Genomic DNA, 20,236 nt, shown 5'->3' with positions numbered 1-20,236 from the left:
CGTCACAGGAGACGCACGCCCCGCGACAAGGAGGTCACCGTGCGACGCACCACCGTCCCCCCACCCGGACCCACCCGGCGACGACGACCCCGGGCGGCTGCGCTCGCGTCGCTCGTCGCCGTCGGAGCGCTCGCCGCGAGCACCCTCGGCGGCACGGCCGCCGCAGCCCGTCCCGCCGCAACGGACGGCGCCACGACGAGCGCGGAGAGCCCCGCCGCCCCCTACACGCGCGCCCTCGAGGACGTGGAGGGATACGCCGACGACGCGGCGCTCTCCGCCGCGTACTCCCGCAACGCGAACGGCGGGGCCACGGCGCTGCACCTCGTGGACGGGCTCCACGAGGGCTCGACGCACGCGCTGCGCCTCGACTACACGTACGCGAGCGGCTACGCCGGCGTCTCGCGCCCGCTGGCCGACGGGTACTGGCCGGGTCTGCAGGCGATCGACCTCTGGGTGCAGGACCTGACGCCGGGCCAGGACGTGCTGCTCCAGCTCAATGACGGTGCGTCGTACGAGGCCCACCTGTCGAAGGTCGCCGGGTTCGACCCGACCTCGACCGCGCCCCAGCACCTCACGATCCCCGTCGCCGACTTCGCACCCAAGTCGGGCAGCGGCACGCTCGACCTCAAGGGCGTGACGTCGTTCGCGGTGTACGCGAACCAGGCGGCCGGGGTGCCCACCGGGTCCGTGGTGCTCGACGACCTCTCGCTCGTCTTCGACCAGGAGCCCGTCGTGCCCACCGTGACGTTCCCCACCACCGCGTCACCGCGGACAAGGTGTCCAACCTGATCACCCTGTTGAACCAGACTGCGTCCAAGCCCGAGGGCTCGACGATCGTCCAGGCCACGTGGACGTCGTCGGACCGGAAGGTCCTCGCGGACGCCGCACGCCTCGCACCGAAGGGCGAGTTCCAGGCGAACGGGCGCACGCGCGTCCATCTCACGAGCCTCACGCTGTTCTCGGACGGCACGACGTTCACGCTCACCCCCGACGTGACGCTCGACGTGACCGTCAAGCGCCTGCCCGCCGCGGTCGGCGTCGTCGACTACCTCACGAGCCTCACGGGCAAGGGCATGCTCTCGGCGATGCACCACGACCAGTCGTACGCCGACCCGGCCGCGGCGGACGTGCTGCACCAGCGCGTCGCGCGTGAGTTCGGCGTCTACCCGGCCCTCTACAGCGCGGACTTCCTCACCGGCCGGACCGTGCCCTACCGGCAGAACATGATCGACGAGGTCAAGCGACAGTGGGCCAACGGCAACCTCGTGCAGATCATGTTCCACGTCTCGCCGCCGCAGTACACCGTCGAGCAGGAAGCGGAGGGTGACTGGGGCGGCGACTCCGGCCCCGAGACCATGGCGAGCCCGAACCGCATCTACTCGTACCTCTACCAGGACCAGTTCGACGAGCTGCTCACCGACGGCACGCCGCTCAACGAGAACTGGAAGAAGCGCATGGACGAGTACGCGCGCTACCTCCAGCAGCTCGAGGACGCGGGCGTGACCGTGATGCTGCGCCCGTTCCACGAGATGAACCAGCACGTGTTCTGGTGGGGCGGTCGCCCCGACGACCCGTCGACTCCGCAGGCCGAGGAGCCCGGCGCTGTACCGGATGTTCCACGACTACCTCGTCAAGACGAAGGGTCTGACGAACATCGTCTGGGTCTGGGACGTCCAGGACCTCCCCGACGACTACGGCTTCGCCGACGGTGACGCGAAGTTCGACCGGTACGAGGGCGTGCCCGGCGGGCTCGCCGAGTACGACGCGAACGACTGGCGCCGGTTCGACCCGGGCAAGGACTACTACGACGTGCTCGCGGTCGACTACTACGACCTCGACAAGTACCAGCAGAAGTACTACGACCAGGCCACGTCGATCGCGGCCGAGGACGGCGGGAAGCCGATGATCATCGGCGAGACGTTCTACCTGCCGACCGCGGCGCAGCAGGCGGCCGCCCCGGACTACTCGCTGGCGATGCCGTGGGGCGCGCGGACCTGGAACGCGGAGAACACCGGGCACGACGGCATGGCGGACTTCTACTCGCGGTCGATCGGCGCGTCCGGCACGCCGCGGTTCGCGACCCTCGACACCTCCCTGCGCCCGACGGCGCAGCCCACCGTGCACGGGACGCCCCGCCTCGGGGCCCGGCTCACCGTGGATCCGGGGCGCTGGTCGCTCGACGACACGACGTTCACCTACCAGTGGCGTGCCGGCGGCCGCGACGTCCCGGGCGCGACCGCGTCGTCGTACACGCCGCGGCTGCGGGACCTCGGGAAGCGCGTGACCGTCGTCGTGACCGCGCACCGGCCCGGCGCCGCGGACGGAACCGCCACCACCGCCCCGACCCGGCCGGTCACGCTGTTCGCCCACCACGGCCGCCGACGCTGACCGCTCGGCACACGATCCCCGACGAAGTGGAGAAGCACGATGAACCGACGCACGACAGCCCGCACCCTGGTCGCGACAGCGCTCGTCGCAGCGCTCACGACCACCGCCGTCACGGCCCTGGCCACCACGGCCTCCGCGGACCCGCCCGCGCCACCCGGAGTGACCGCAGCCGACGAGGTCGCCTATCTCGCCGGGCTCACCGGGCAGCGGACGCTCTCCGGCCAGCAAGGAGGCGCGAACGCCGACCCCGGACAGTGGGTCCGGAAGGTGCACGACATCACCGGCGTGTACCCCGCCGTCTGGAACGGTGACTTCGGCTTCAGCCAGAACGACATCGACCACCGGCAGACCGTCGTCGACTACGCCGAGGCGCAGTGGGCGGCGGGGACACTGCCCGGCCTGATGATGCACGCCTGCCGACCCGACGTGGCGACCTGCTCGTTCGAGGGCGGTGCCAGCCCCGTGAAGGGCAGCCACCTGTCGGACAGCGAGTGGTCCGCGCTGCTCACCGACGGGACCGCGCTCAACACGGACTACAAGCACAAGCTCGATCAGTTCGTCCCCTACTTCCAGCAGCTCAAGGACGCCGGCATCCCCGTGCTCTTCCGGCCCCTGCACGAGATGAACGAGGGCTGGGCCTGGTGGGGCGGACGGCCCGGAAGCTCCGGCAGCGCTGCGCTCTTCCGCCTGACCCACGACTACCTCGCGGCCAAGGGGCTCGACAACATCGTGTGGGTCTGGGCTCCGAAAGACGTGCAGGGTGGTGCCGCGAGCGCCGCGTCGTACTACCCGGGCGACGCGTACGTCGACGTCGTCGGTCTCGACGTGTGGAACCAGAAGTTCCCGTCGACGGACTGGTACCAGGCGCTCCAGGCGATCGCGGGCAGCAAGCCGATGGCGCTCGCGGAGGTCGGCAGCGTGCCGCAGCCGGCACAGCTCGCGAGCCAGCCGAAGTGGGTCTACTGGAACGTCTGGATGAACTGGCTGACGGACCCGTCGTACAACACGAACGCCTCGATCAAGGCGGGCTACTACGACGCCCGCACCGTCAACCAGGGGGTGTCACGGTCCCCACCGGCACGACACCCCCGGCCGACGCCACGGGACCGATCACCGGCGTGGGCGGCCGGTGCGTCGACGTGGCGGGCGGGGCCACCGCCAACGGGAGCCCCGTCCAGCTCTGGACGTGCAACGGCAGTGCGCAGCAGCAGTGGACCGTCCGGCCCGACGGCACGGTCCGAGCGCTGGGCAAGTGCCTCGACGTCACCGGCCAGGGCACCGCGAACGGCACGAAGCTGCAGCTGTGGGACTGCAACGGCTCCGGCGCGCAGCAGTGGACCGAAGAAGCGGACGGGCACCTGCTGAATCCCCAGTCGGGACGCTACCTGGACGCTCCGGGTGGAGCCACGACCGACGGCACACGCCTGCAGATCTGGGACCGCAACTCGAACGCGTGGCAGCTCTGGCAGCTCCCTGCCTGAGCCTTCGACGACCGCCCCGGGCGGCGCCGGCGTGCGGCCCTCAGGTCACGCGCCGGCGCCGGTGCGTGTTCGTGTCGTCCCACCTCGTGCCGGTCGCCGCAGCGCACCGAGCAGCGCGGAGACCGCGGGAACCCGTTCCACGCCCGCACGATGTGCGGCGTGCAGGCTCCGCGCACCGAGCCCCTCGACGGTGCGGGTGGCGACGTCGGGGTGCCGGTACGCCGCGAGCGCCGTCCGGGGCAGCGCGGCGACCGCGAGCCCGCGCGCGACGAGCTGCTGCACGACGACGTAGTCGTCGGTCTCGTGCCGGACGCGCGGGGTGAAGCCCTCCGTCGCCGCGCACGCCACGAGGTGCTCACGGCAGCGCACGCACCCGGCGACCCAGTCGTCGTCGGCGAGGTCGGCGAGGCGGAGGTCGCCGCGGTCCGCCGCGGGATGGGTGGTCGGCAGGACGACGTCGACGGGGTCGGTGCCGAGCCCGACGCCCCGCAGGTCCGACGGCACGCCCGGCGACTCGGCGTAGCCGAACGTCAGCGCGACGTCGACGTCGCCGGACCGCACGAGCTCGACCGCCTCGGGCGGCTCGGCCTCGACGAGCCGCACCTCGACCCCCGACGTCGCGGCGAGCCGTTCGAGCGCGGGCGGGACGAGGACGGCGAGTGCCGACGGGAACGCCGCGAGCCGCACGGTGCCGGCGCCGAGCGCGGCGAGCTCGGCCACCTCGCGGGACGCCGCGTCGAGGTGCGCGGCGATGGCGTCGGCGTGCACGATGGCGGCCCGGCCGGCCTCGGTGAGCGTGACCCCGCCGCTGTGGCGCAGCAGGAGGGGCGTGCGGGCGCTGCGCTCGAGCGCCTGGAGGTGCTGGGAGACCGCGGGCTGGGTCCAGCCGAGCGCGCGGGCGCCCGCGCTCATCGACCCGGCCTGCGCGACGGCGCGCAGGATCAGGAGGCGGCGCGGGTCGAGCGCGGACGGGTCGTCGGGACCGGTCGCGGGAATGCTCGTCATGGCCCAAGCATGGCTTATGGCTGCGCGCAGCAACACGGGGATTCCGTGATGGGTGCACGCCCGGGAGGCTGGGGCGCATGGCCCTCACCGACGCATCCCCCGCGCCCACGGCCCCGACCCTGGGCATCCTCGGCGGCATGAGCTGGCACTCGACCGTCGAGTACTACCGCCTCCTCAACACGGCCGTCGCGGAGGCGCTCGGCGGGCACCACAGCGCGCGGCTCCTCCTCGCGTCCGTCGACTTCGACGACGTCCGTCGGCTCCAGGTCGACGGGGACTGGGACGGTGCGGGCGCGCTGCTCGCGGAGCGGGGCGCCGGGCTCGAGCGCGGGGGCGCGGACGCCGTCCTCATCGCGACGAACCTCATGCACAAGGTGGCGCCCGCGGTCGAGGCCGCCGTCGACGTGCCGTTGCTGCACATCGCCGACGCCGTCGCCGACGCTGCGCGCTCCCGCGGGCTGACGCGGCTCGGGGTGATCGGGTCCGGCTGGGTCATGACCGAGACCTTCTACGGCGAGCGCCTCGCGCGGCACGGGATCGAGGTGGTGCGGCCGTCGTCGGGCTGGGACGACGACGCCGCGACCGTCGACCGCGTCGTCTTCGACGAGCTGACCCAGGGCGAGGTGCGCGCGGAGTCGCGGGACGCCGTCGTGCGCGTGCTGGAGCGGCTCGCCGACGCCGGGGCCGAGGGCGTCGTGCTCGGCTGCACCGAGCTCGACCTGCTCCTCGACGAGTCCGTCTCGCCGCTTCCGCTCGTCGACTCGACCGCCGCGCACGTCGACGCGGCGGTGCGCTTCCTCCTGGGCTGAGCCCCTACCGACGCCGAGCAAGCGGGTCTCGCGCCGAGCAAGCGGGTAGAAGGCGCTTGCTCGGCGCGAAACCCGCTTGCTCGGAGTGGGGGTGGCGGGCGGGCTCAGTGGAGGCCCGCGTCGACCAGCTTCTCGAGGAGTGCCTGGAGGCGCCGCTGCTCGCTCGGGGTGAGCGCCGTCGTCGACGGCACGAGGGCCGCGCGCACCTGCGCGGTGCCCCGCTCGGCGAGGCCCCGGCCCTCGTCGGTGAGGTAGACCTCGACGGCACGCCCGTCGGTCGCGCTCGGCCCCCGCGCGAGCAGCCCGCGCTTCTCGGCGCGGTCGACGAGCCCGCTCATGGTCGAGCGCTCGAGGCCGAGGTAGTCGGCGAGCGCGCTCATCCGCAGACGGCGGTCGCGCAGGATCGCGAGGACGCGAAGCTGGGTGAGCGAGAGGTCGTGCTCGGCCGCGACCCGGGTCAGGACGGTCGTCACCGCGTGGGCGGTCTGGGCGAGCGCGTCGAGGACGTCGTCGTCGGGGGTGCGCTCGACGCGATCGGTCGGGGTGTCGTCCGTCATAGAGCCCACCCTACCGTTGACAGTCGTTCGTATCACGACCTAGTTTAGTTCGCAGTACGAATGACAACCAGCTCAGGAGACATCATGAAGGCCGCCGTCGTCACCGCGTTCGACACCCCGCCCCGCTACCAGGACGCCCCCGCACCCACCCCCGCCGAGGGCGAGGTCGTCGTCGACGTCGTCGCCGCCGGACTGCACCCGCGCGTGCGGTCCCAGGCCGGCGGGTCGCACTACACCAGCACCGACGAGCTGCCGCTCGTGCCGGGCATCGACGGGGTCGGCCGCGACCCCCAGGGCGCGCTGCGGTACTTCGTGCTGCACGACACCACCCAGGGCGCGATGGCCGAGCAGACCGTGATCGACCCGCGCCGCAGCGTCGTCCTGCCCGACGGCGTCGACCCCGTCGCCGTCGCGGCCGCCATGAACCCGGCGATGTCGTCGTGGGTCGCGCTGCGGCAGCGCATCGCCTTCGAGCCGGGGCGGTCCGTGCTCGTGCTCGGCGCGACCGGCAACGCCGGACGCATGGCCGTCCAGGTCGCGAAGCTCCTCGGCGCGGGCCGTGTCGTCGCGGCGGGGCGCGACCCGGAGCGCCTCGACGCGCTCCCCGCCCTGGGCGCCGACGCCGTCGTGAGCCTCGCCGGCACGCCGGACGACGTCGCGGCGCGCCTCGCGGAGGCGGCCGCCGACGTGGATGTCGTCGTCGACTACGTGTGGGGCCCCGCCGCGGCGGCGGCGATGGTCGCGATCGTCACCGCGCGTCCGGACCGCGGCAAGCCGCTGACCTGGGTCGAGATCGGCTCGATGGGGGCCGCGAGGCCTCGATCCCGTCGGCGGCGCTGCGTGCGGCACGGCTCCAGCTCGTCGGCAGCGGTCAGGGGTCCGTCGGCACGCGCGAGATCGTCGCGGAGCTCGGCGCGCTCGCCGACGTGATCGCCCAGGGCTCGCTCGCCGTCGACGCGCGGGCCGTCCCGCTCGCCGAGGTCGAGGCGACCTGGGGCGAGTCGAGCACGGACCGCGTCGTGCTCGTCCCCTGACGCCGGGGCGCCTGTGGACGGGCGCCGGGCGACCCACGTCGGCTCTGGTACCTTCGCCGCGCCGCGCGACCGCACGGCCGCCCCCGAGCACGAGGACCCACAGACATGGCCGCCGAGGACATCCTGACCACCGCTCACCCCGCGCAGGCGCGCGACCTGACCTACGGCGTCTTCTCCGCGGAGGGTGCGAGATCCGGCCGATCGACGAGTTCTCGGCGCAGGTCGTGCGCGGGTCCGCGTCGATGACGGCGCTGTTCGGCGCGTTCGCCGGGAAGAACCGCCAGCACCTCACGTACACGGTCCAGGTCTTTGCATCGCCCGACGGCGCCGGCTCGGTCGTCCGCATCGACCGCGGCAACACCGGGGCCATGGCGGGAGCGATCGGCGTCGCCCGCGCGCGCAAGGCGTTCACCGAGTGGCAGGGGCGCATCGGCGCCGCGCTTCCGCACTGACCCCGGGCGACCCGCTACCGGACCGACCGGTCCGGCTCGCGCCACGCGAGCACCGCCGCGACCAGCAGGACGACGGCGCACACGCCCTGCTCGACGATCATCCAGCCCGGCAGCGGCAGGAACGCGAGCACGGCGAGCACCGCGACGCAGAGCACCGTGAGGACGAGCCGCAGACGGAGCAGAGCCCGGTGCTCGCGGCGGATCGCGCCCTGCACGAAGCGCAGGGTGAGGAACGCCGTCCCGGCGACGATCACGCCCCGCACCCAGGCCTGCGGCGTGACGTCGTCGGGTGCGGCGATGCTGACGACGACGAGCGTCACGACGGTCGCGAGCCCGAGCGCGAGGTAGACCAGGACGAGGCGCCGGACGAGCGGCAGCCGGGACGTGACGACGGCGGTCATGACGGGTCCTCCTGCGCCGTGCGGCCGGTGGGTGCCACCGCGAGGTCGAAGAGCCGCGCCGTCTCCGCGACGTAGCGGTCGAGGTCGGTCCCGGGATGCTCGACCAGGTGGAACGCCGCCCGGTCCACGACCGCCCGCACGGCGAGGGCCATGAGCGCCGGGTCGAACTCGCCGAGCTCCCCGGCAGCCTGACCGTCGGCCAGGATCCGCGCGAGCGGTACGGACGCGTCGACGTCGAGCTCGCCGACGAGCCCCGCACCGAGGAGGATCCGCTGCACGGCCGCGACGTGCGCGACGTGCGCGGCGACGAACCGCAGGTTCGCGTCGAGATAGACGCGCAACCGCTCGCGCGACGAGCCGGCCTCCCGCAGTCGCTCCCCCATGACGGCTGCGCCGGCATCGTAGAGCGCGGAGACGACGGCCTCGTCCAGCCCTTGCTTGGACCGGAAGTGGTACAGGACCGTGCCCTTGCTCGTGCCGGCGTGCCGCGCGATCCGGTCGACCGACGCGGCGGCGTAGCCCTCGCGGTTGATGACGTCGACCGCCGCGCCGATCAGGTCCTCGCGCCGGGCTCGTTGGGTCCGGGTCAGCGTCTCGCCGGAACTCTTGTTTGACCGCATGGTCAAATCTTAGACCATTTGGTCAGAGTTTCGCTGAGGGCCGGCACTACGAGTCACGGCCAGAGGAGGCCCGCCCGCCACGGTCGCCCGACGCCGTCCCGCTCGTACGCCCACCGGACCGCACCACCGCCGGCGACGGCCTGCCAGAACTCGACCCGGACGGCGTCGACCGCGTAGAGCGCCCACGCCGCGTCGACGAGGTCAGGGTCGGCCTGCACCCGTGCGAGCGATGCGTCGAAGGCGGCGCCCAGCTCGGCGCGCGAGCCCAGCGGTTCGCTCTGCCGCCCCACCAGGGTCGCCGCTCGCGACGCCTCGGGGCGGGCCGAGAAGTCGGCGGCCGCGACGTCGTCGGGCAGGCGACGAACCCGCCCCGACACCCGGACCTGTCGCCCGTGCGTCGGCCAGAAGAACGTCATCGCGGCGTGCGGGTTCGCCTCGGCCGCGCGGGCCTTGGGGCTGGTGCGGTGGGTCGCGAAGAGCCACGCCGCGTCGTCGGTCACGTCCTTGACGATGAGCGTCCGCGCCCCGACGACGCCGTCCGCGGTCGCCGTCGCGAGGACCGCCGCCTGCGGGGTCGGCGCGCCGGCGGCGAGCGCCTCCTCGAGCCAGGCGACGAACAGGGTGCGCGGATCAGCAGGCGCGTCGGCCGGGTCGTGCTCGGGGTCGAAGCGCGGGAGGTCGGGCGGGAACGACGGCAGCGCGCGCAGGCGCTCACGGAGCTCGGTCACGCCCTCATCCTGCCGCCCGTCTCCCCGAGGTAGACGGCGCGGACGTCCAGTTCGGCGGAGAGGCGGGGCGAGTCAGGCGTTCGAGGGTGACGACGACCGACTCGTACGGCCTGCCGGTGTCGTGCTCGAGCCCGAGCTCGCAGGTCCGGTTCCCCGACACCCAGGCGTCGGCGTCGACGCCCGCGAGCTCGGCCACCTCCTCGAGCGTCGCGGTCTCGGTGAGCTCGGGGTGCAGCATCGCGCGGTCGCCGGCCGTCCCGCAGCACGTCGCGACGACGGGCTCCACCACGTCCTCGGCCACGATCCCCGCGAGCGCCCGCAGGTGGTCCGCGATGCCGAGCGTGTGCATCGAGCACGTCGGGTGCACGACGACGGTCCCCAGCGTCGGGTGGTCGCCCAGCGCGGGTACGACCTCGCGCAGCACCCAGGTGGTCGCGTCGAGGACGGTGAGGTCGTCGTGGAGCGCGCGGTGCGCGTCGTCGAGGTGCGGCACGACCTCCTCGAGCACCCCGAGCGTGCAGGACGCGGCGTCGACCACGACGGGCAGCCGCCCGCCGTCGGACCAGCGGTGCAGGTCCTCGACGAGGCGCGCGGCCATGAGCCGGTTGCCGGCGTCGAGGCCCTTGGACTGCCAGATGGTGGCGCAGCAGTCGTCGCCGAGGTCGTCGGGGATCCAGAGGTTCTTGCCGGCCCGTTCGGCGAGCGCGACGAGTGCCTCCGTCACGGTGAGGGCGCCCCGGGACCCCGGCGGCGGCCCGAAGATCCGGTTGATGCAGGCGGCGAAGAGGACGGCGTCGGCGGTCTGCTGGGTCGCGCGCGTCCGCGGCACCCGCGGCGCGGGGCCGGGGATCGCGTCCAACCACCGCGGCACGAGGTCCTCGCCGAGCAGCGCACGCCCGGCGTTGGTGACGCCCGCCAGCGCGGCGCTGCCCGCGCTCCCCAGCCCCCGCCGGACGACGTCCGCGGCGCCGACCGCGACCCTCGCCCCGGCGGCACCCACGCCCCACCGGCGCGCGACCTCCTCGCCCACACGTTGCGCCGCCGGAGACCACGCGTCCCGCCGCACCTGCTTCATGACGTGCCCGGTGTCGATGTCCACGGGGCACGCGATCGCGCACGACGAGTCGCCCGCGCACGTGTTGACGCCCGCGTACTCGTACTCGTCGACGAGTGCCGCCTCCACCTCCCCGACCACCCCTGCCGCGCCATCTCGCGCTGCAGGACGATCCGCTGGCGCGGCGTCGTCGTGAGGTTCCGCGACGGGCAGACGGGCTCGCAGAACCCGCACTCGATGCAGCGGTCGAACTCGGAACCCAGCGTCGGCATGGTCTTGAGGTCCCGGAACGCGACCTCGGCGTCGTCGTTGAGGAACACGCCGGGCGCGAGGATCCCGTGCGGGTCGAGCGCGCGCTTGACCCGCCACATGAACCCGACGGCGTCGGCGCCCCACTCGCGCTCGACGAACGGCGCCATGTTCCGCCCCGTGCCGTGCTCGCCCTTGAGGGAGCCGTCGTAGCGGTCGACGACGAGCGCCACGAGGTCCGTCATGAACGCCCGGTAGGTCGCGACCTGACCCGGCTGCGACGCGTCGAGGTACAGGTAGAAGTGCACGTTGCCCGCCGACGCGTGCCCGTTCACCGCGCCCAGGAACCCGTGCTTGACGAGCAGTGCCTCGAGGTCGCCGCACGCGTCGGCGAGGCGGTCGGGAGGGACGACGACGTCCTCCGTGATGAGCGCGGTGCCGTCGGGGCGGGCGGCGCCGATGATCGCGAGCAGGCCCGAGCGCACGGCCCAGTAGCCGTCCGCGAGGGCCGGGTCGCGCGTGAAGTCACCGCCGACGGCGGCGCCCGGCGCCCGTGCGCCCCCGGCAGCGCCGACCCCCTCGCCCCGCCCGACGACGGCCCTCGCCTTGGTCTCGAAGGCCTCCAGGGCTGCGTCGTCGTCGGCGCGGACCTCCGTGAGGATCGCCGCGTCGGTCGCGTCGGGGCCGAGGCTCGCGACCCACTCCGGGGCCCCCGAGGTGCGAGCGGCGGCCCGCAGCGACGCCGCGTCCATGATCTCGACGGCCTCCGCCCCGGCCTCGTTCAGCCCGGGGACGACGGCCGCGGCGTCGTGCAGCGTCGCGAACCGGAACAGCGCCGTCGTGCGCAGGCGGCCCAGCGGGACCGTCCGCCAGACGGTGTCCGCGACGAACGCGAGCGTCCCCTCCGACCCGACGGCGAGCCCGCGGAGGGTCCGCGCGTTCGAGTCCTCGTCGAGGAACGCGTCGAGGTGGAAGCCGGACGTGTTCTTGATCGTGAACTTGCGCCGGATCCGGTCCGCGAGCGCATGGTCGGCACGCAGGTCGCGGCGGATCGCGTCGAGCTCGGCGCAGAGCTCGGGTTCCGCGGCGCGGAGGCGCTCGTCGGCGTCGGACGCGGCCGTGTCGACCACGGTCCCGGACGCGAGCACGAGCGTCGCCGACTCGAGCGTGTAGTACGAGTTCCGCACGACGCCGCACGTCATGCCGCTCGCGTTGTTCGCCACGACGCCGCCGATGGTCGCCGCGGCCGAGCTCGCCGGGTCGGGGCCGAGCTTGCGGCCGTGGCGGCGCAGCAGCGCGTTGGCGCGGGCCGTGATGTGGCCCGGTCGGGCGCGGAGGCGCGCGCCGTCGTCGAGCACCTCGGCCCCGGTGAAGTGGCGGCGCACGTCCACGAGGACGTCGTCGGACTGGGACTGCCCGTTGAGGCTCGTGCCGCCCGCGCGGAACGTGAGCCCGTGCCCGCTAGCGCGCGCCCACCGGACCAGCCGGACGACGTCGTCGGTGTCCCGGGCGACCACGACGACGCGCGGCACCAGGCGGTAGGGGCTGGCGTCGGACGCGTAGCGCACGAGGTCGAGGGGGCTGTCGAGGACGGCGCGGTCGTCGCCGAGGAGTGCGCGCAGCTCGGCGGCGACGCGGGCCCCGGACGCCTCGAGCACCTCGGCGCCCGCACGGCCCGGCATGGGTGGTGCCGGCGGCCGGGCGAGCCCGCGCCTGATGTCCGACCCGATCGACCCGCGCATCCGCATCCTCCTCGACGACGACCTCCACCGTACGGCGCGGCGATGCAGGCGACTCGCGGAGAACGATGAGGGTCAGGCGGCGCGGCGCTCCCCACCGGATGGTTCGCGACGATCCGCCGCTCCGGGTCGACGGCGTCCCGGACCGCGTGCAGCCTGGCGCACGTGGCGTCGTCGTACGCGGTGGCCGCGGCGGTCGTCACCTCGGAGAAGCTGAGGTACGTGCGGCCGCGGGACCACGGGCGCACGGCGTCGACCAGCCGGACGGCGTCGGCCCGGCCCTGCGCCGCGACCTCGGGCGTCGGCGCCACCGCGACCCCGAACACGAGGAAGTCGCCGTCCAGATGAGTGAGCGCGCCGCCGCCGGACGCGGGACGTCCCACGGCCCCGCCGAGCTGGCGGACCTCCGCGGCCAGCAGGCTCGTCCCCGACTCGGGGCCGGCCGCCTCGAGGATCGCGTCGATCGCGTCGTCGGGGAGCTCGTCGACGAGCACCGACTCCGACACCGACGGCGTCGGGCCCTCGGGATCCATGTGCAGGCGCACGACGGCGCTCGACGGGACCCGCCCGAACGTGTCCAGCTCCGGCTCGAGCGCGCGCAGGGGGCCAAGGAGCTCGGCGGCGCGCTCGTCGGAGTCGAGGACCGCGCCGTCGACCGCGACGACCTTGCGTCCCCGCAGGAACGGCGGCAGATCGGGCAGGGGCGGGAGGTTGAGGAGCCGCAGGCTCGTGGTGATCTCGTCGGGGGCGGTCGGCGCCCACGCAGCCCAGGCGTGGAGCACGTCGTCGGCGCGCGACCCGTCCCACAGGAGCATGCCGGCGTGGACGGTGGGCAGCTCGAACAGCTCGAGCTCGAGCGCCGTCACGACGCCGAAGCTCCCGCCGCCGCCGCGCAGCGCCCAGAACAGCTCGGGGTTCTCGTCGGCCGACGCGCGGACCGCGGAGCCGTCGGCGAGCACGAGCTCCGCGGCGACCAGGCTGTTGCACGCGAGCCCGAGCGCCCGCGAGTAGACGAACGTGCCGCCACCGAGCGTGTAGCCGACGACGCCGACGTCGGGCGACGAGCCGTGCAGCCCCGTCAGCCCGTAGCGGGACGCAGCCTCGATCACGGTCTCCCAGACGGCGCCCGCACCCACGCGGGCGACGCGCCGTGCCGGGTCGATCGCGACGTCGTCGAGCGCGCCCGTGCGGACGAGGACGACGTCGCTCAGGTCCTGCACGGCCAGCGGGCCCGCGTTGTGTCCCGTGCCCTGCGCGGCGACCCGCAGGCCCGACGCGCGGGCCGCGCGGACCGCCACGGCGACGTCGTCGGAGGTGCGCGGCTCGACGACGGCGGCGGGCCGCTGGTCGACCGCGACGTTCCACGGGAGGCGGGCGCCGTCGTAGGTCGGGGAGCCGGCGGTGTGGACGGCGGCGTCGGAACCCTGCGCGGCGACGGCGGCCGCGAAGGTCGCGGCGCGGGCGTCGCGGCGCGGGGTGGTGGTGCCGGTGGTCCCGGTCGTGGGGAACGTCATCGGTCGTCCTCTCGGTGCTGTGGTCGCGCGGTGCGGTCGCACGCGCATACCGGTTCGAGAGGAGGGCGGTCGGTGGCGAGATACAGGCCGGCCCGATCTCACCCGCGCCGAGGGACACCGGCGGCCGTACTACTTCGCGAGGGTGGCGGGCTGGCGGGGGACGTACGCCGGCGCGGGCCGCTCCGCCGACGACGTCGGGAGCCGCACCTCGTCCGCCCGGCCGCGGGCACGCAGGCCGTTGAGGATCGCGACGAGGTCGACGGCCTCCTGCACGAGGGCACCGATCACCGCCGGGATGACCCCGAACGCCGCGACCAGCATGAGCACGACGGACAGCCCGATGCCCAGCCAGATGCTCTGCTTCGCGACGAGCACGGTGTCGCGGGCGATCCGCGCGGCGCGCGCCACGTCGGAGACGCGGTCGTGGAGCAGGACGACGTCCGCGGACTGCGACGCCGCCGTCGAGCCGCGCGCACCCATGGCCACGCCGACGTCGGCGGCCGCGAGGACGGGCGCGTCGTTGACGCCGTCGCCCACCATGAGCACGGGCCGCGGCTCGGCCGACGACACGGCGGCCACCTTCTCCGCGGGCAGGAGACCGGCGCGCACGTCGTCGATGCCGACCTCGGCGGCGACGTGGCGGGCGGTGACCTCGCCGTCGCCGGTGAGCATCATGACGTGCCCGACGCCGCCCGCCCGCAGGTCGCGGACCGTGCCGGCGGCGTCGGGGCGCACGGCGTCCGCGAGCACGACGGCGCCCGCGTACGCGCCGTCGACGGCGACGAGGACCGCGAGCTCCCCGGGAGCCAGCTCGGGGGCCGAGGCGTCCGGCGCGACCGACCCGACGTACGCGGCCTTCCCGACGACGACGCTCCGCTGGGTGCCGGCGTCGTGCACGAGCGCCTCGACACCGCTGCCGACGACCTCGCGGACCCGTCCTGCCGACGACGGCGCGAGCCCGCGCTCCCGGGCAGCCGTGACGACGGCGTGGGCCAGCACGTGGGCGGACGCCTGCTCGGCGCTCGCCGCCAGGTCCAGCACGTCGTCCTCGGAGCGCCCCGCCGCCGGCACGACCCGTACGACCTCGGGCGCGCCGCGCGTGAGCGTGCCGGTCTTGTCGAGCGCGACGGTGCGGACGCGCGCGAGGCGTTCGAGCGTCGCGGCGGTCTTGACGATGATCCCGTGGCGGGTGGCGCGGTTCGTGCCCGACAGGAACGCGACCGGTGCCGCGATGAGCAGAGGGCACGGGGTCGCGAGCACGAGCACCTCGGCGAAGCGGACCGGGTCGCCGCTCGCGGCCCACGCGACCCCGGCGATGAGGAGCGAGACGGCCGTGAAGGGGACCGACCACCGGTCGGCGAGGCGCACGAACTCGGGCCGGCTCTCGGCCGCTCCCCGCACGAGGTCGACGATCTGCTGGTACTGCGAGCGGGCGGCGGTCGCGGTCGCACGGACGCGCACGAGGTCGGCGCCGACCACGGAGCCCGACAGGACGCCGTCGCCGGCCGCGCGCGTCACCGGCAGCGGCTCGCCCGTGAGCGACGACTCGTCGAACACGCCCGACGCCGACACGAGCGTCCCGTCGACCGGCACGACCTCGCCGGGCCGCACCACCACGACGTCCCCGACCCGGACCTCGGCCGCGGGCACCCGGCGGAGCGCGCCGCCGTCGTCGAGCGTGGCGTCCTGGGGCGCGCCCGCGAGCAGGGCCTCCAGCTCCGCCGACGCACGGGCTCCCGCGTAGTCCTCGAGCGCCTCGCCGCCCGTGAGCATGAGGACGACGACGAGCGCCGCCGCCCAGTCGCCCACGACCACGGTGCTGACGATCGCGATCACCGCGAGCACGTCGAGGCCGACGGTGCCGTGCAGGAGGTCGCGGACCATGTCCCACGCCTGGCGCGCAGCGACGAGGAGCGCGAAGCCGGAGCCGAGCCAGCGGGCGGCGTCGCCGGCGCCGGCGAGCCAGAGCCCGGCGGTGACCAGCCCGACGACGACCGTGGCCGCGACGAGCGGGTAGCGCCGGAGCTGGCCGAGCAGGTTACCGGTGCTGGGGTGGCGGGTGGCCGGAGGCATGCCCCCAGTCTGGCTTTCCTGAATGTTTGCCGCTAGCAAGCCAAGTCTTGCCTAAGTGTGCTGAGGCTTGCCTCGGTACGTCCGGAGTTGTCAGAACCTGGTGCCCGTATACGGGCACCAGGTTCTGACAACCCGAGGAGTGTGCCGCGCCGGCGGCAGCGCCGGGCGGACCGTTCAGATCGAGCGGGCCGCCAGTCGCGACCCGGGGCGCTGGTACACGGCCCACGTGACGACGCCCATGACGAGGTACACCCCGATGAACGCCCACAGGGCCGGTACGAGGCTGCCCGCGTGGTTCGTCGACGCGGCGAACCCACGCGGGATGAGGAAGCCGCCGAACGCCCCGATCGCACCGGCGATCCCGATGCAGCCCGCGGCGGCCTTGCGGGCGCCGTCAAACAGGGCGGGGCGGGCGGGGGCGGCGCCGTCGTCGGGCACGGACGCCTCGGCGTCGGCACGGAAGATCGCGGGGATCATCCGGTAGATCGACCCGTTGCCCACGCCCGACGCCACGAACAGCACGAGGAACGAGCCGAAGAACAGGCCGAAGCTGTGCTCGTGGAGCGCCCCGATCGCGCCCAGGGCCCCGAGCGCCATGACGACGTACGACGCGATCGTCACCCGCGTGCCGCCGACCCGGTCGGCGAGCGTCCCGCCGAACGGCCGTGCCACCGACCCGACGAGCGCGCCGAGGAACGCGAGCTGGATCGTGACGTCGGGGAACTCGTCGACGCCGAACGACGTGTCGGGGTGCTGCACGACGACCGCGAGCGCCGTCGTCGGGAGCAGGAGGAGCAGCGCCGACACGATGGTCCAGTTGCGACCGCCGAACGCGGTCACCGCGAACGTGTAGGGGATGCGGAGGGTCGCGCCCACGAGGCTGGGGATCGACACGAGCCAGAACTGCTGGTCGACGGTCAGGGTGAAGCCTGCCCCCGCGAGCTGAGGGACGACGATCGACCACAGGACCCAGACGAGAACCCGAGGAACTCCGCGAACATCGAGATCCACAGATTGCGGCGGGCGACGAGCCGGCCGCCGTCACGCCAGAACGTGGCGTCCTCGGGGTCCCAGTGCTCGATCCAGCGGCGCCCGAGGCGGCGTCGCGGCGGGGCTGCCTGCCCGGTGACAGGTGGGTGCGCCCGCGTGAGGCTCGGATCTCTCGGAGCGGCAACCTCGCATCGGCGGTCTTCTTCATCAGATAATCAGATCTCGGGGTACTCTCGAGGCATGAAGACGGTGACAGCGACCCACGCCTCACGCGGGTTCTCCGAGGTGCTCGACCGCGTCGAACGCGGCGAGACCATCAGGATCACCCGAGCCGGTCATGCCGTCGCCGAGCTGCGCCCCGTCGCGCCGACCACAGGGCGCGAGCTGCGTCTGGCGCTCGCCGACCTCCTCCCTTGGACGACGCCCTGGAAGCTGACATCGCGGCCGCAATCGAGCTCACGACGAACGAGACCAACGGGTCATGGCCCGTCGACTGATCCTCGACACGAACACCCTGATCGCGTTCGAGCGCGGCTCGTTCGACCCCACGGAGCTGGACGACGACGACCTGGCGATCGCGGCGATCACCGTGGCGGAGTACCGGGTCGGTATCGAGCTCGCCCTTACTGCAGCACAGTCCGCCGCCCGCTCCCGCGTGCTCGCGGTCGTGCTCGACGTGATCACCGTGCTCGACTACACGGAACGCACAGCGGTCGAGCACGCGCGGCTCCTGGCCCATACCCGTCGCCTCGGGATCCCCCGTGGCGCGCACGACCTGATCATCGCGGCCCATGCCCTCGAACACGGTCGCCAGGTTCTCTCCGTCGATGCGAAGGCGAGGTTCCACGACCTCCCCGGCGTCGACGCGGTCGCCCCACAGGCCTGAACGACGGCACCTCGGGCATCGACACGGCTCACGACGTCCGCGTCCGCCCTACGGTGGGGCCGTGGACTCACCCGCCCCGCTGCGCACCGCCCGCGAGCACGCGCGTCGCGCGGTCGCGCTCGTCGAGCCGCTGCCCGTCGTCGACCTGGCGCTCGACGAGGTGGTCGGCGCGGTCCTCGCCCGCGAGCTCGTCGCCCTGCTCGACCTCCCCCGTTCGACGCCGCAGCGATGGACGGGTACGCGCTGAGACGCGCCGACACCACGGGCCCGGTGACGCTGCGGGTCGTCGGTGAGGTCGCGGCGGGGACGTCCTGGCAGGGCACGCTCGCCCCCGGCGAGACCGTCCGGATCATGACGGGCGCCCCGCTGCCCGACGGCGCGGACGTCGTCGTGCCCGTCGAACGGACCTCGACCGGCACGTTCGCGCCCGACGGCGCACGCCCCGACGCGACCGACGTCACCGTCCCCGCGCTCTCCCCGGGCGACCGGGCGCACGTCCGTCGGAGGGGCGAGGACGTCGCAGCGGGGGACGTCGTCGCGCCCGCCGGCACCGTCGTGACCGCGCGTCTCGCCGCCCTCGCCGCCGCCCTGGGCCACGCGACGCTCGCCGTCCACCGCGCGCCCGTCGTCGCGGTCCTGTCGACGGGCGGCGAGCTCACCCCCGCCGGCGCACCCCTCGGCCCCGGCCGCATCCCGGACTCCAACTCGGTGCTCGTCGCGGGCGCCGTCCGCGACGCGGGGGCCTGCGCCCTGCGCACCGGCGGCGTCCCCGACACCCCCGAGGCCCTCGCCGCCGCGCTCGACGCCGCCGTCGGGGCGGGCGCCGACCTGATCGTCACGACGGGGGGCGTGAGCGTCGGCGCGCACGACGTCGTCCGCACCCTCCTCGCGACCCCGCCCGGTCCCGACGCCGGCGCGTCCGACGTGGACGTCGCCGCCGTCGGCATGCAGCCCGGCAAGCCGCAGGCCCTGGCCCGGTGGCGCGGGGTGCCGTGGCTCGCGGCCCCCGGCAACCCGACCGGCGCGTACGCGTCGTTCGAGCTGTTCGTCCGGCCGATGCTCGCGCGGCTGCGGGGGCTCGCGGGCGACGCCGACGGCGCGGACGATGCGCGCGTCGTCGCCGAGGGGTGGCGCTCGCCTCGCGACCGTCAGCAGCTCGTCCCGGTCCGGACCGACGACGACGGCCGGGTCGCGCCCGTGGGCGACGGCCACCGGCTGTCGGCGCTGGCGCTCGCGGACGGGCTCGCCGTCGTGCCCGCCGACGTCGTCGAGGTGCGCGCGGGCGACACGGTGGCCGTGCGGCGGTTCGCCGCCGCCGGGCGACCACGGACCGGCACCGCCCCGGGCGTCGTGTTCGACGCGGTGGTGCTCGCGGGCGGGCGGGCGCAGCGGCTCGGGGTGCCCAAGCCCGGCGTGACGCTCGCGGGCCGGACCTTGCTCGACCACGCGCTCGCGGCGGCGCGGGATGCTCGGCGCACGGTCGTCGTCGGGCCGGCGGAGCTCGCCCGCGACGGCGTCACGGTCGTGCGCGAGGATCCGCCGTTCGGGGGCCGGTCGCCGGGCTCGCCGCCGGCCTGGCCGCCCTCCCCGGCCTGCACGAGGCGGCTCGGAGGTGCCCGTGCTCGTCCTCGCGTGCGACGTGCCGCGCGCGCACGCCGCGGTCCCGCTGCTGCTCGCGGCCGCGTACGGGCCCGAGGCCGACGCCCCCGACGGCGCGTACCTCGTCCGCGACGGGCACGCCCAGTGGCTCGTCGGGGTGTACGCCCGGGAGGCGCTCGAACGCGCGCTGACCGACGTGGCGGCCGGCGCGGGCGGGCTCGCGGGCGCGAGCGTGCGATCGCTCGTCGCGGGGCTGCGCTGCGCCGAGGTCGCCGACCCGGACGCCCTGAGCGACGACGTCGACACGTGGGACGATGCGGCCAGGCTCGCCGCCGCACTCGCCCCCGGCGGCCCGCAGGACCCTGATCGCGCAGACGACCCGAGGAGGTCATCGTGAAGGAGCTCGACGACTGGCTGCAGGCACTGGCGGACGAGGTCGGCTTCGACCCCGCCGACGTGGACGTCGAGGCCGTGCTGGACCTGGCGGGCGACGCCGCGCACCACGTCGTCCGGCCGGCGGCGCCGCTGACGACGTACGTCGCGGGCTACGTCATCGGGCTCGCGGCGGCACGCGGCGAGGAAGGCACGCCGCGCGCCACCGAGGTGCTCGACCGGATCGCCGCGTTCGCGCGCGCCTGGGGTCCGACGACCGCGTGA

19 protein-coding genes and 4 pseudogenes are annotated in these 20,236 nt (G+C 74.6%); 13 read left to right on the top strand and 10 right to left on the bottom strand.

The window, feature by feature from the left end; genetic code table 11:
- Positions 1 to 39: 39 nt before the first annotated feature.
- From QQK45_RS08740 to QQK45_RS22060, 5 genes and pseudogenes are all read left to right on the top strand, one after another.
- Positions 40 to 789, top strand: a complete 750-nt coding sequence (locus QQK45_RS08740) for a carbohydrate binding domain-containing protein (RefSeq protein ID WP_284292935.1) — start codon at positions 40 to 42, stop codon at positions 787 to 789.
- On the top strand, positions 777 to 1,712 hold the full coding sequence (locus QQK45_RS08735) for a glycosyl hydrolase (protein WP_284292934.1): 936 nt from the start codon (positions 777 to 779) through the stop codon (positions 1,710 to 1,712). The genes QQK45_RS08740 and QQK45_RS08735 overlap by 13 nt, the downstream gene beginning before the upstream one ends.
- Complete coding sequence (locus tag QQK45_RS08730) at positions 1,612 to 2,388, top strand: hypothetical protein (protein ID WP_284292933.1); 777 nt, start codon at positions 1,612 to 1,614, stop codon at positions 2,386 to 2,388. The genes QQK45_RS08735 and QQK45_RS08730 overlap by 101 nt, the downstream gene beginning before the upstream one ends.
- Before the next feature lie 39 nt (positions 2,389 to 2,427).
- Positions 2,428 to 3,435 (top strand): annotated as a pseudogene (locus QQK45_RS08725) (glycoside hydrolase family 26 protein); the annotation flags it as partial.
- Positions 3,342 to 3,869, top strand: a complete 528-nt coding sequence (locus tag QQK45_RS22060; RefSeq protein ID WP_348525345.1) for a ricin-type beta-trefoil lectin domain protein — start codon at positions 3,342 to 3,344, stop codon at positions 3,867 to 3,869. The pseudogene QQK45_RS08725 and the gene QQK45_RS22060, both read left to right, overlap by 94 nt.
- 45 nt (positions 3,870 to 3,914) lie before the next feature.
- Here the strand turns inward: QQK45_RS22060 and QQK45_RS08715 are convergent, their stop codons facing one another.
- On the bottom strand, positions 3,915 to 4,874 hold the full coding sequence (locus tag QQK45_RS08715) for a LysR family transcriptional regulator (protein WP_284292931.1): 960 nt from the start codon (positions 4,872 to 4,874) through the stop codon (positions 3,915 to 3,917).
- 77 nt (positions 4,875 to 4,951) lie between these two features.
- Here QQK45_RS08715 and QQK45_RS08710 point away from each other — a divergent pair, with 77 nt between their 5' ends.
- A complete protein-coding gene (locus QQK45_RS08710) occupies positions 4,952 to 5,683 on the top strand; it encodes an aspartate/glutamate racemase family protein (RefSeq protein WP_284292930.1) in 732 nt (243 codons plus the stop codon).
- Positions 5,684 to 5,787: 104 nt separating this feature from the next.
- Here QQK45_RS08710 and QQK45_RS08705 read toward each other — a convergent pair whose 3' ends face one another.
- Positions 5,788 to 6,240 (bottom strand): MarR family winged helix-turn-helix transcriptional regulator, encoded by a 453-nt coding sequence (locus QQK45_RS08705; protein WP_284292929.1) that lies wholly within the window; start codon positions 6,238 to 6,240, stop codon positions 5,788 to 5,790.
- Positions 6,241 to 6,324: 84 nt separating this feature from the next.
- Between QQK45_RS08705 and QQK45_RS08700 the strand changes: the two genes are divergently transcribed.
- Entirely contained in the window at positions 6,325 to 7,170 is an 846-nt protein-coding gene (locus QQK45_RS08700) for a quinone oxidoreductase family protein (RefSeq protein ID WP_284292928.1), read from the top strand.
- A gap of 346 nt (positions 7,171 to 7,516) precedes the next feature.
- Positions 7,517 to 7,726 carry a hypothetical protein gene (locus tag QQK45_RS08695; protein WP_284292927.1) on the top strand — a complete coding sequence of 70 codons (210 nt, stop codon included), beginning with the start codon at positions 7,517 to 7,519 and terminating at the stop codon, positions 7,724 to 7,726.
- A 14-nt stretch (positions 7,727 to 7,740) separates the two neighbouring features.
- Here QQK45_RS08695 and QQK45_RS08690 read toward each other — a convergent pair whose 3' ends face one another.
- The 8 genes and pseudogenes from QQK45_RS08690 to QQK45_RS08655 form a co-directional block, all read right to left on the bottom strand.
- Positions 7,741 to 8,127: a hypothetical protein gene (locus tag QQK45_RS08690; RefSeq protein ID WP_284292926.1), complete on the bottom strand. Its 387-nt coding sequence runs from the start codon at positions 8,125 to 8,127 to the stop codon at positions 7,741 to 7,743.
- The gene (locus QQK45_RS08685; protein WP_284292925.1) at positions 8,124 to 8,747 is read right to left on the bottom strand and encodes a TetR/AcrR family transcriptional regulator; all 624 of its coding nucleotides are present in this window, start codon (positions 8,745 to 8,747) and stop codon (positions 8,124 to 8,126) included. Before QQK45_RS08685 ends, QQK45_RS08690 begins: the two co-directional genes overlap by 4 nt.
- 53 nt (positions 8,748 to 8,800) lie before the next feature.
- Complete coding sequence (locus QQK45_RS08680) at positions 8,801 to 9,475, bottom strand: pyridoxine/pyridoxamine 5'-phosphate oxidase (protein WP_284292924.1); 675 nt, start codon at positions 9,473 to 9,475, stop codon at positions 8,801 to 8,803.
- A 4-nt stretch (positions 9,476 to 9,479) separates the two neighbouring features.
- On the bottom strand, positions 9,480 to 10,658 hold the full coding sequence (locus QQK45_RS08675; protein WP_284292922.1) for a (Fe-S)-binding protein: 1,179 nt from the start codon (positions 10,656 to 10,658) through the stop codon (positions 9,480 to 9,482).
- Entirely contained in the window at positions 10,547 to 12,460 is a 1,914-nt protein-coding gene (locus QQK45_RS08670; protein ID WP_284292921.1) for an FAD-binding and (Fe-S)-binding domain-containing protein, read from the bottom strand. Before QQK45_RS08670 ends, QQK45_RS08675 begins: the two co-directional genes overlap by 112 nt.
- Before the next feature lie 998 nt (positions 12,461 to 13,458).
- A pseudogene (locus tag QQK45_RS08665) lies at positions 13,459 to 14,031 on the bottom strand (FAD-binding oxidoreductase); the annotation flags it as partial.
- A 129-nt stretch (positions 14,032 to 14,160) separates the two neighbouring features.
- Complete coding sequence (locus QQK45_RS08660; protein WP_284292920.1) at positions 14,161 to 16,104, bottom strand: heavy metal translocating P-type ATPase; 1,944 nt, start codon at positions 16,102 to 16,104, stop codon at positions 14,161 to 14,163.
- A 174-nt stretch (positions 16,105 to 16,278) separates the two neighbouring features.
- Positions 16,279 to 17,255: pseudogene (locus tag QQK45_RS08655) on the bottom strand (MFS transporter); the annotation flags it as partial.
- Positions 17,256 to 17,334: 79 nt separating this feature from the next.
- On the opposite strand from QQK45_RS08655, the pseudogene QQK45_RS23110 reads away from it, so the two are divergent.
- The 5 genes and pseudogenes from QQK45_RS23110 to QQK45_RS08635 all read left to right on the top strand — a co-directional run.
- Positions 17,335 to 17,451, top strand: a pseudogene (locus QQK45_RS23110) (type II toxin-antitoxin system Phd/YefM family antitoxin); the annotation flags it as partial.
- Between the two features lie 124 nt (positions 17,452 to 17,575).
- Entirely contained in the window at positions 17,576 to 17,980 is a 405-nt protein-coding gene (locus tag QQK45_RS08650; protein WP_284292919.1) for a PIN domain-containing protein, read from the top strand.
- A gap of 61 nt (positions 17,981 to 18,041) precedes the next feature.
- Positions 18,042 to 18,227 carry a hypothetical protein gene (locus QQK45_RS08645; RefSeq protein ID WP_284292918.1) on the top strand — a complete coding sequence of 62 codons (186 nt, stop codon included), beginning with the start codon at positions 18,042 to 18,044 and terminating at the stop codon, positions 18,225 to 18,227.
- Complete coding sequence (locus QQK45_RS08640) at positions 18,209 to 19,945, top strand: molybdopterin-binding protein (protein ID WP_284292917.1); 1,737 nt, start codon at positions 18,209 to 18,211, stop codon at positions 19,943 to 19,945. The genes QQK45_RS08645 and QQK45_RS08640 overlap by 19 nt, the downstream gene beginning before the upstream one ends.
- Positions 19,946 to 19,972: 27 nt before the next feature.
- Complete coding sequence (locus QQK45_RS08635) at positions 19,973 to 20,236, top strand: DUF6457 domain-containing protein (protein WP_431310247.1); 264 nt, start codon at positions 19,973 to 19,975, stop codon at positions 20,234 to 20,236.

Source organism: Luteimicrobium album (genome assembly GCF_030161555.1).
GTDB lineage: Bacteria > Actinomycetota > Actinomycetes > Actinomycetales > Cellulomonadaceae > Luteimicrobium > Luteimicrobium album.
This window is presented reverse-complemented; position numbering and strand designations above follow the sequence as displayed.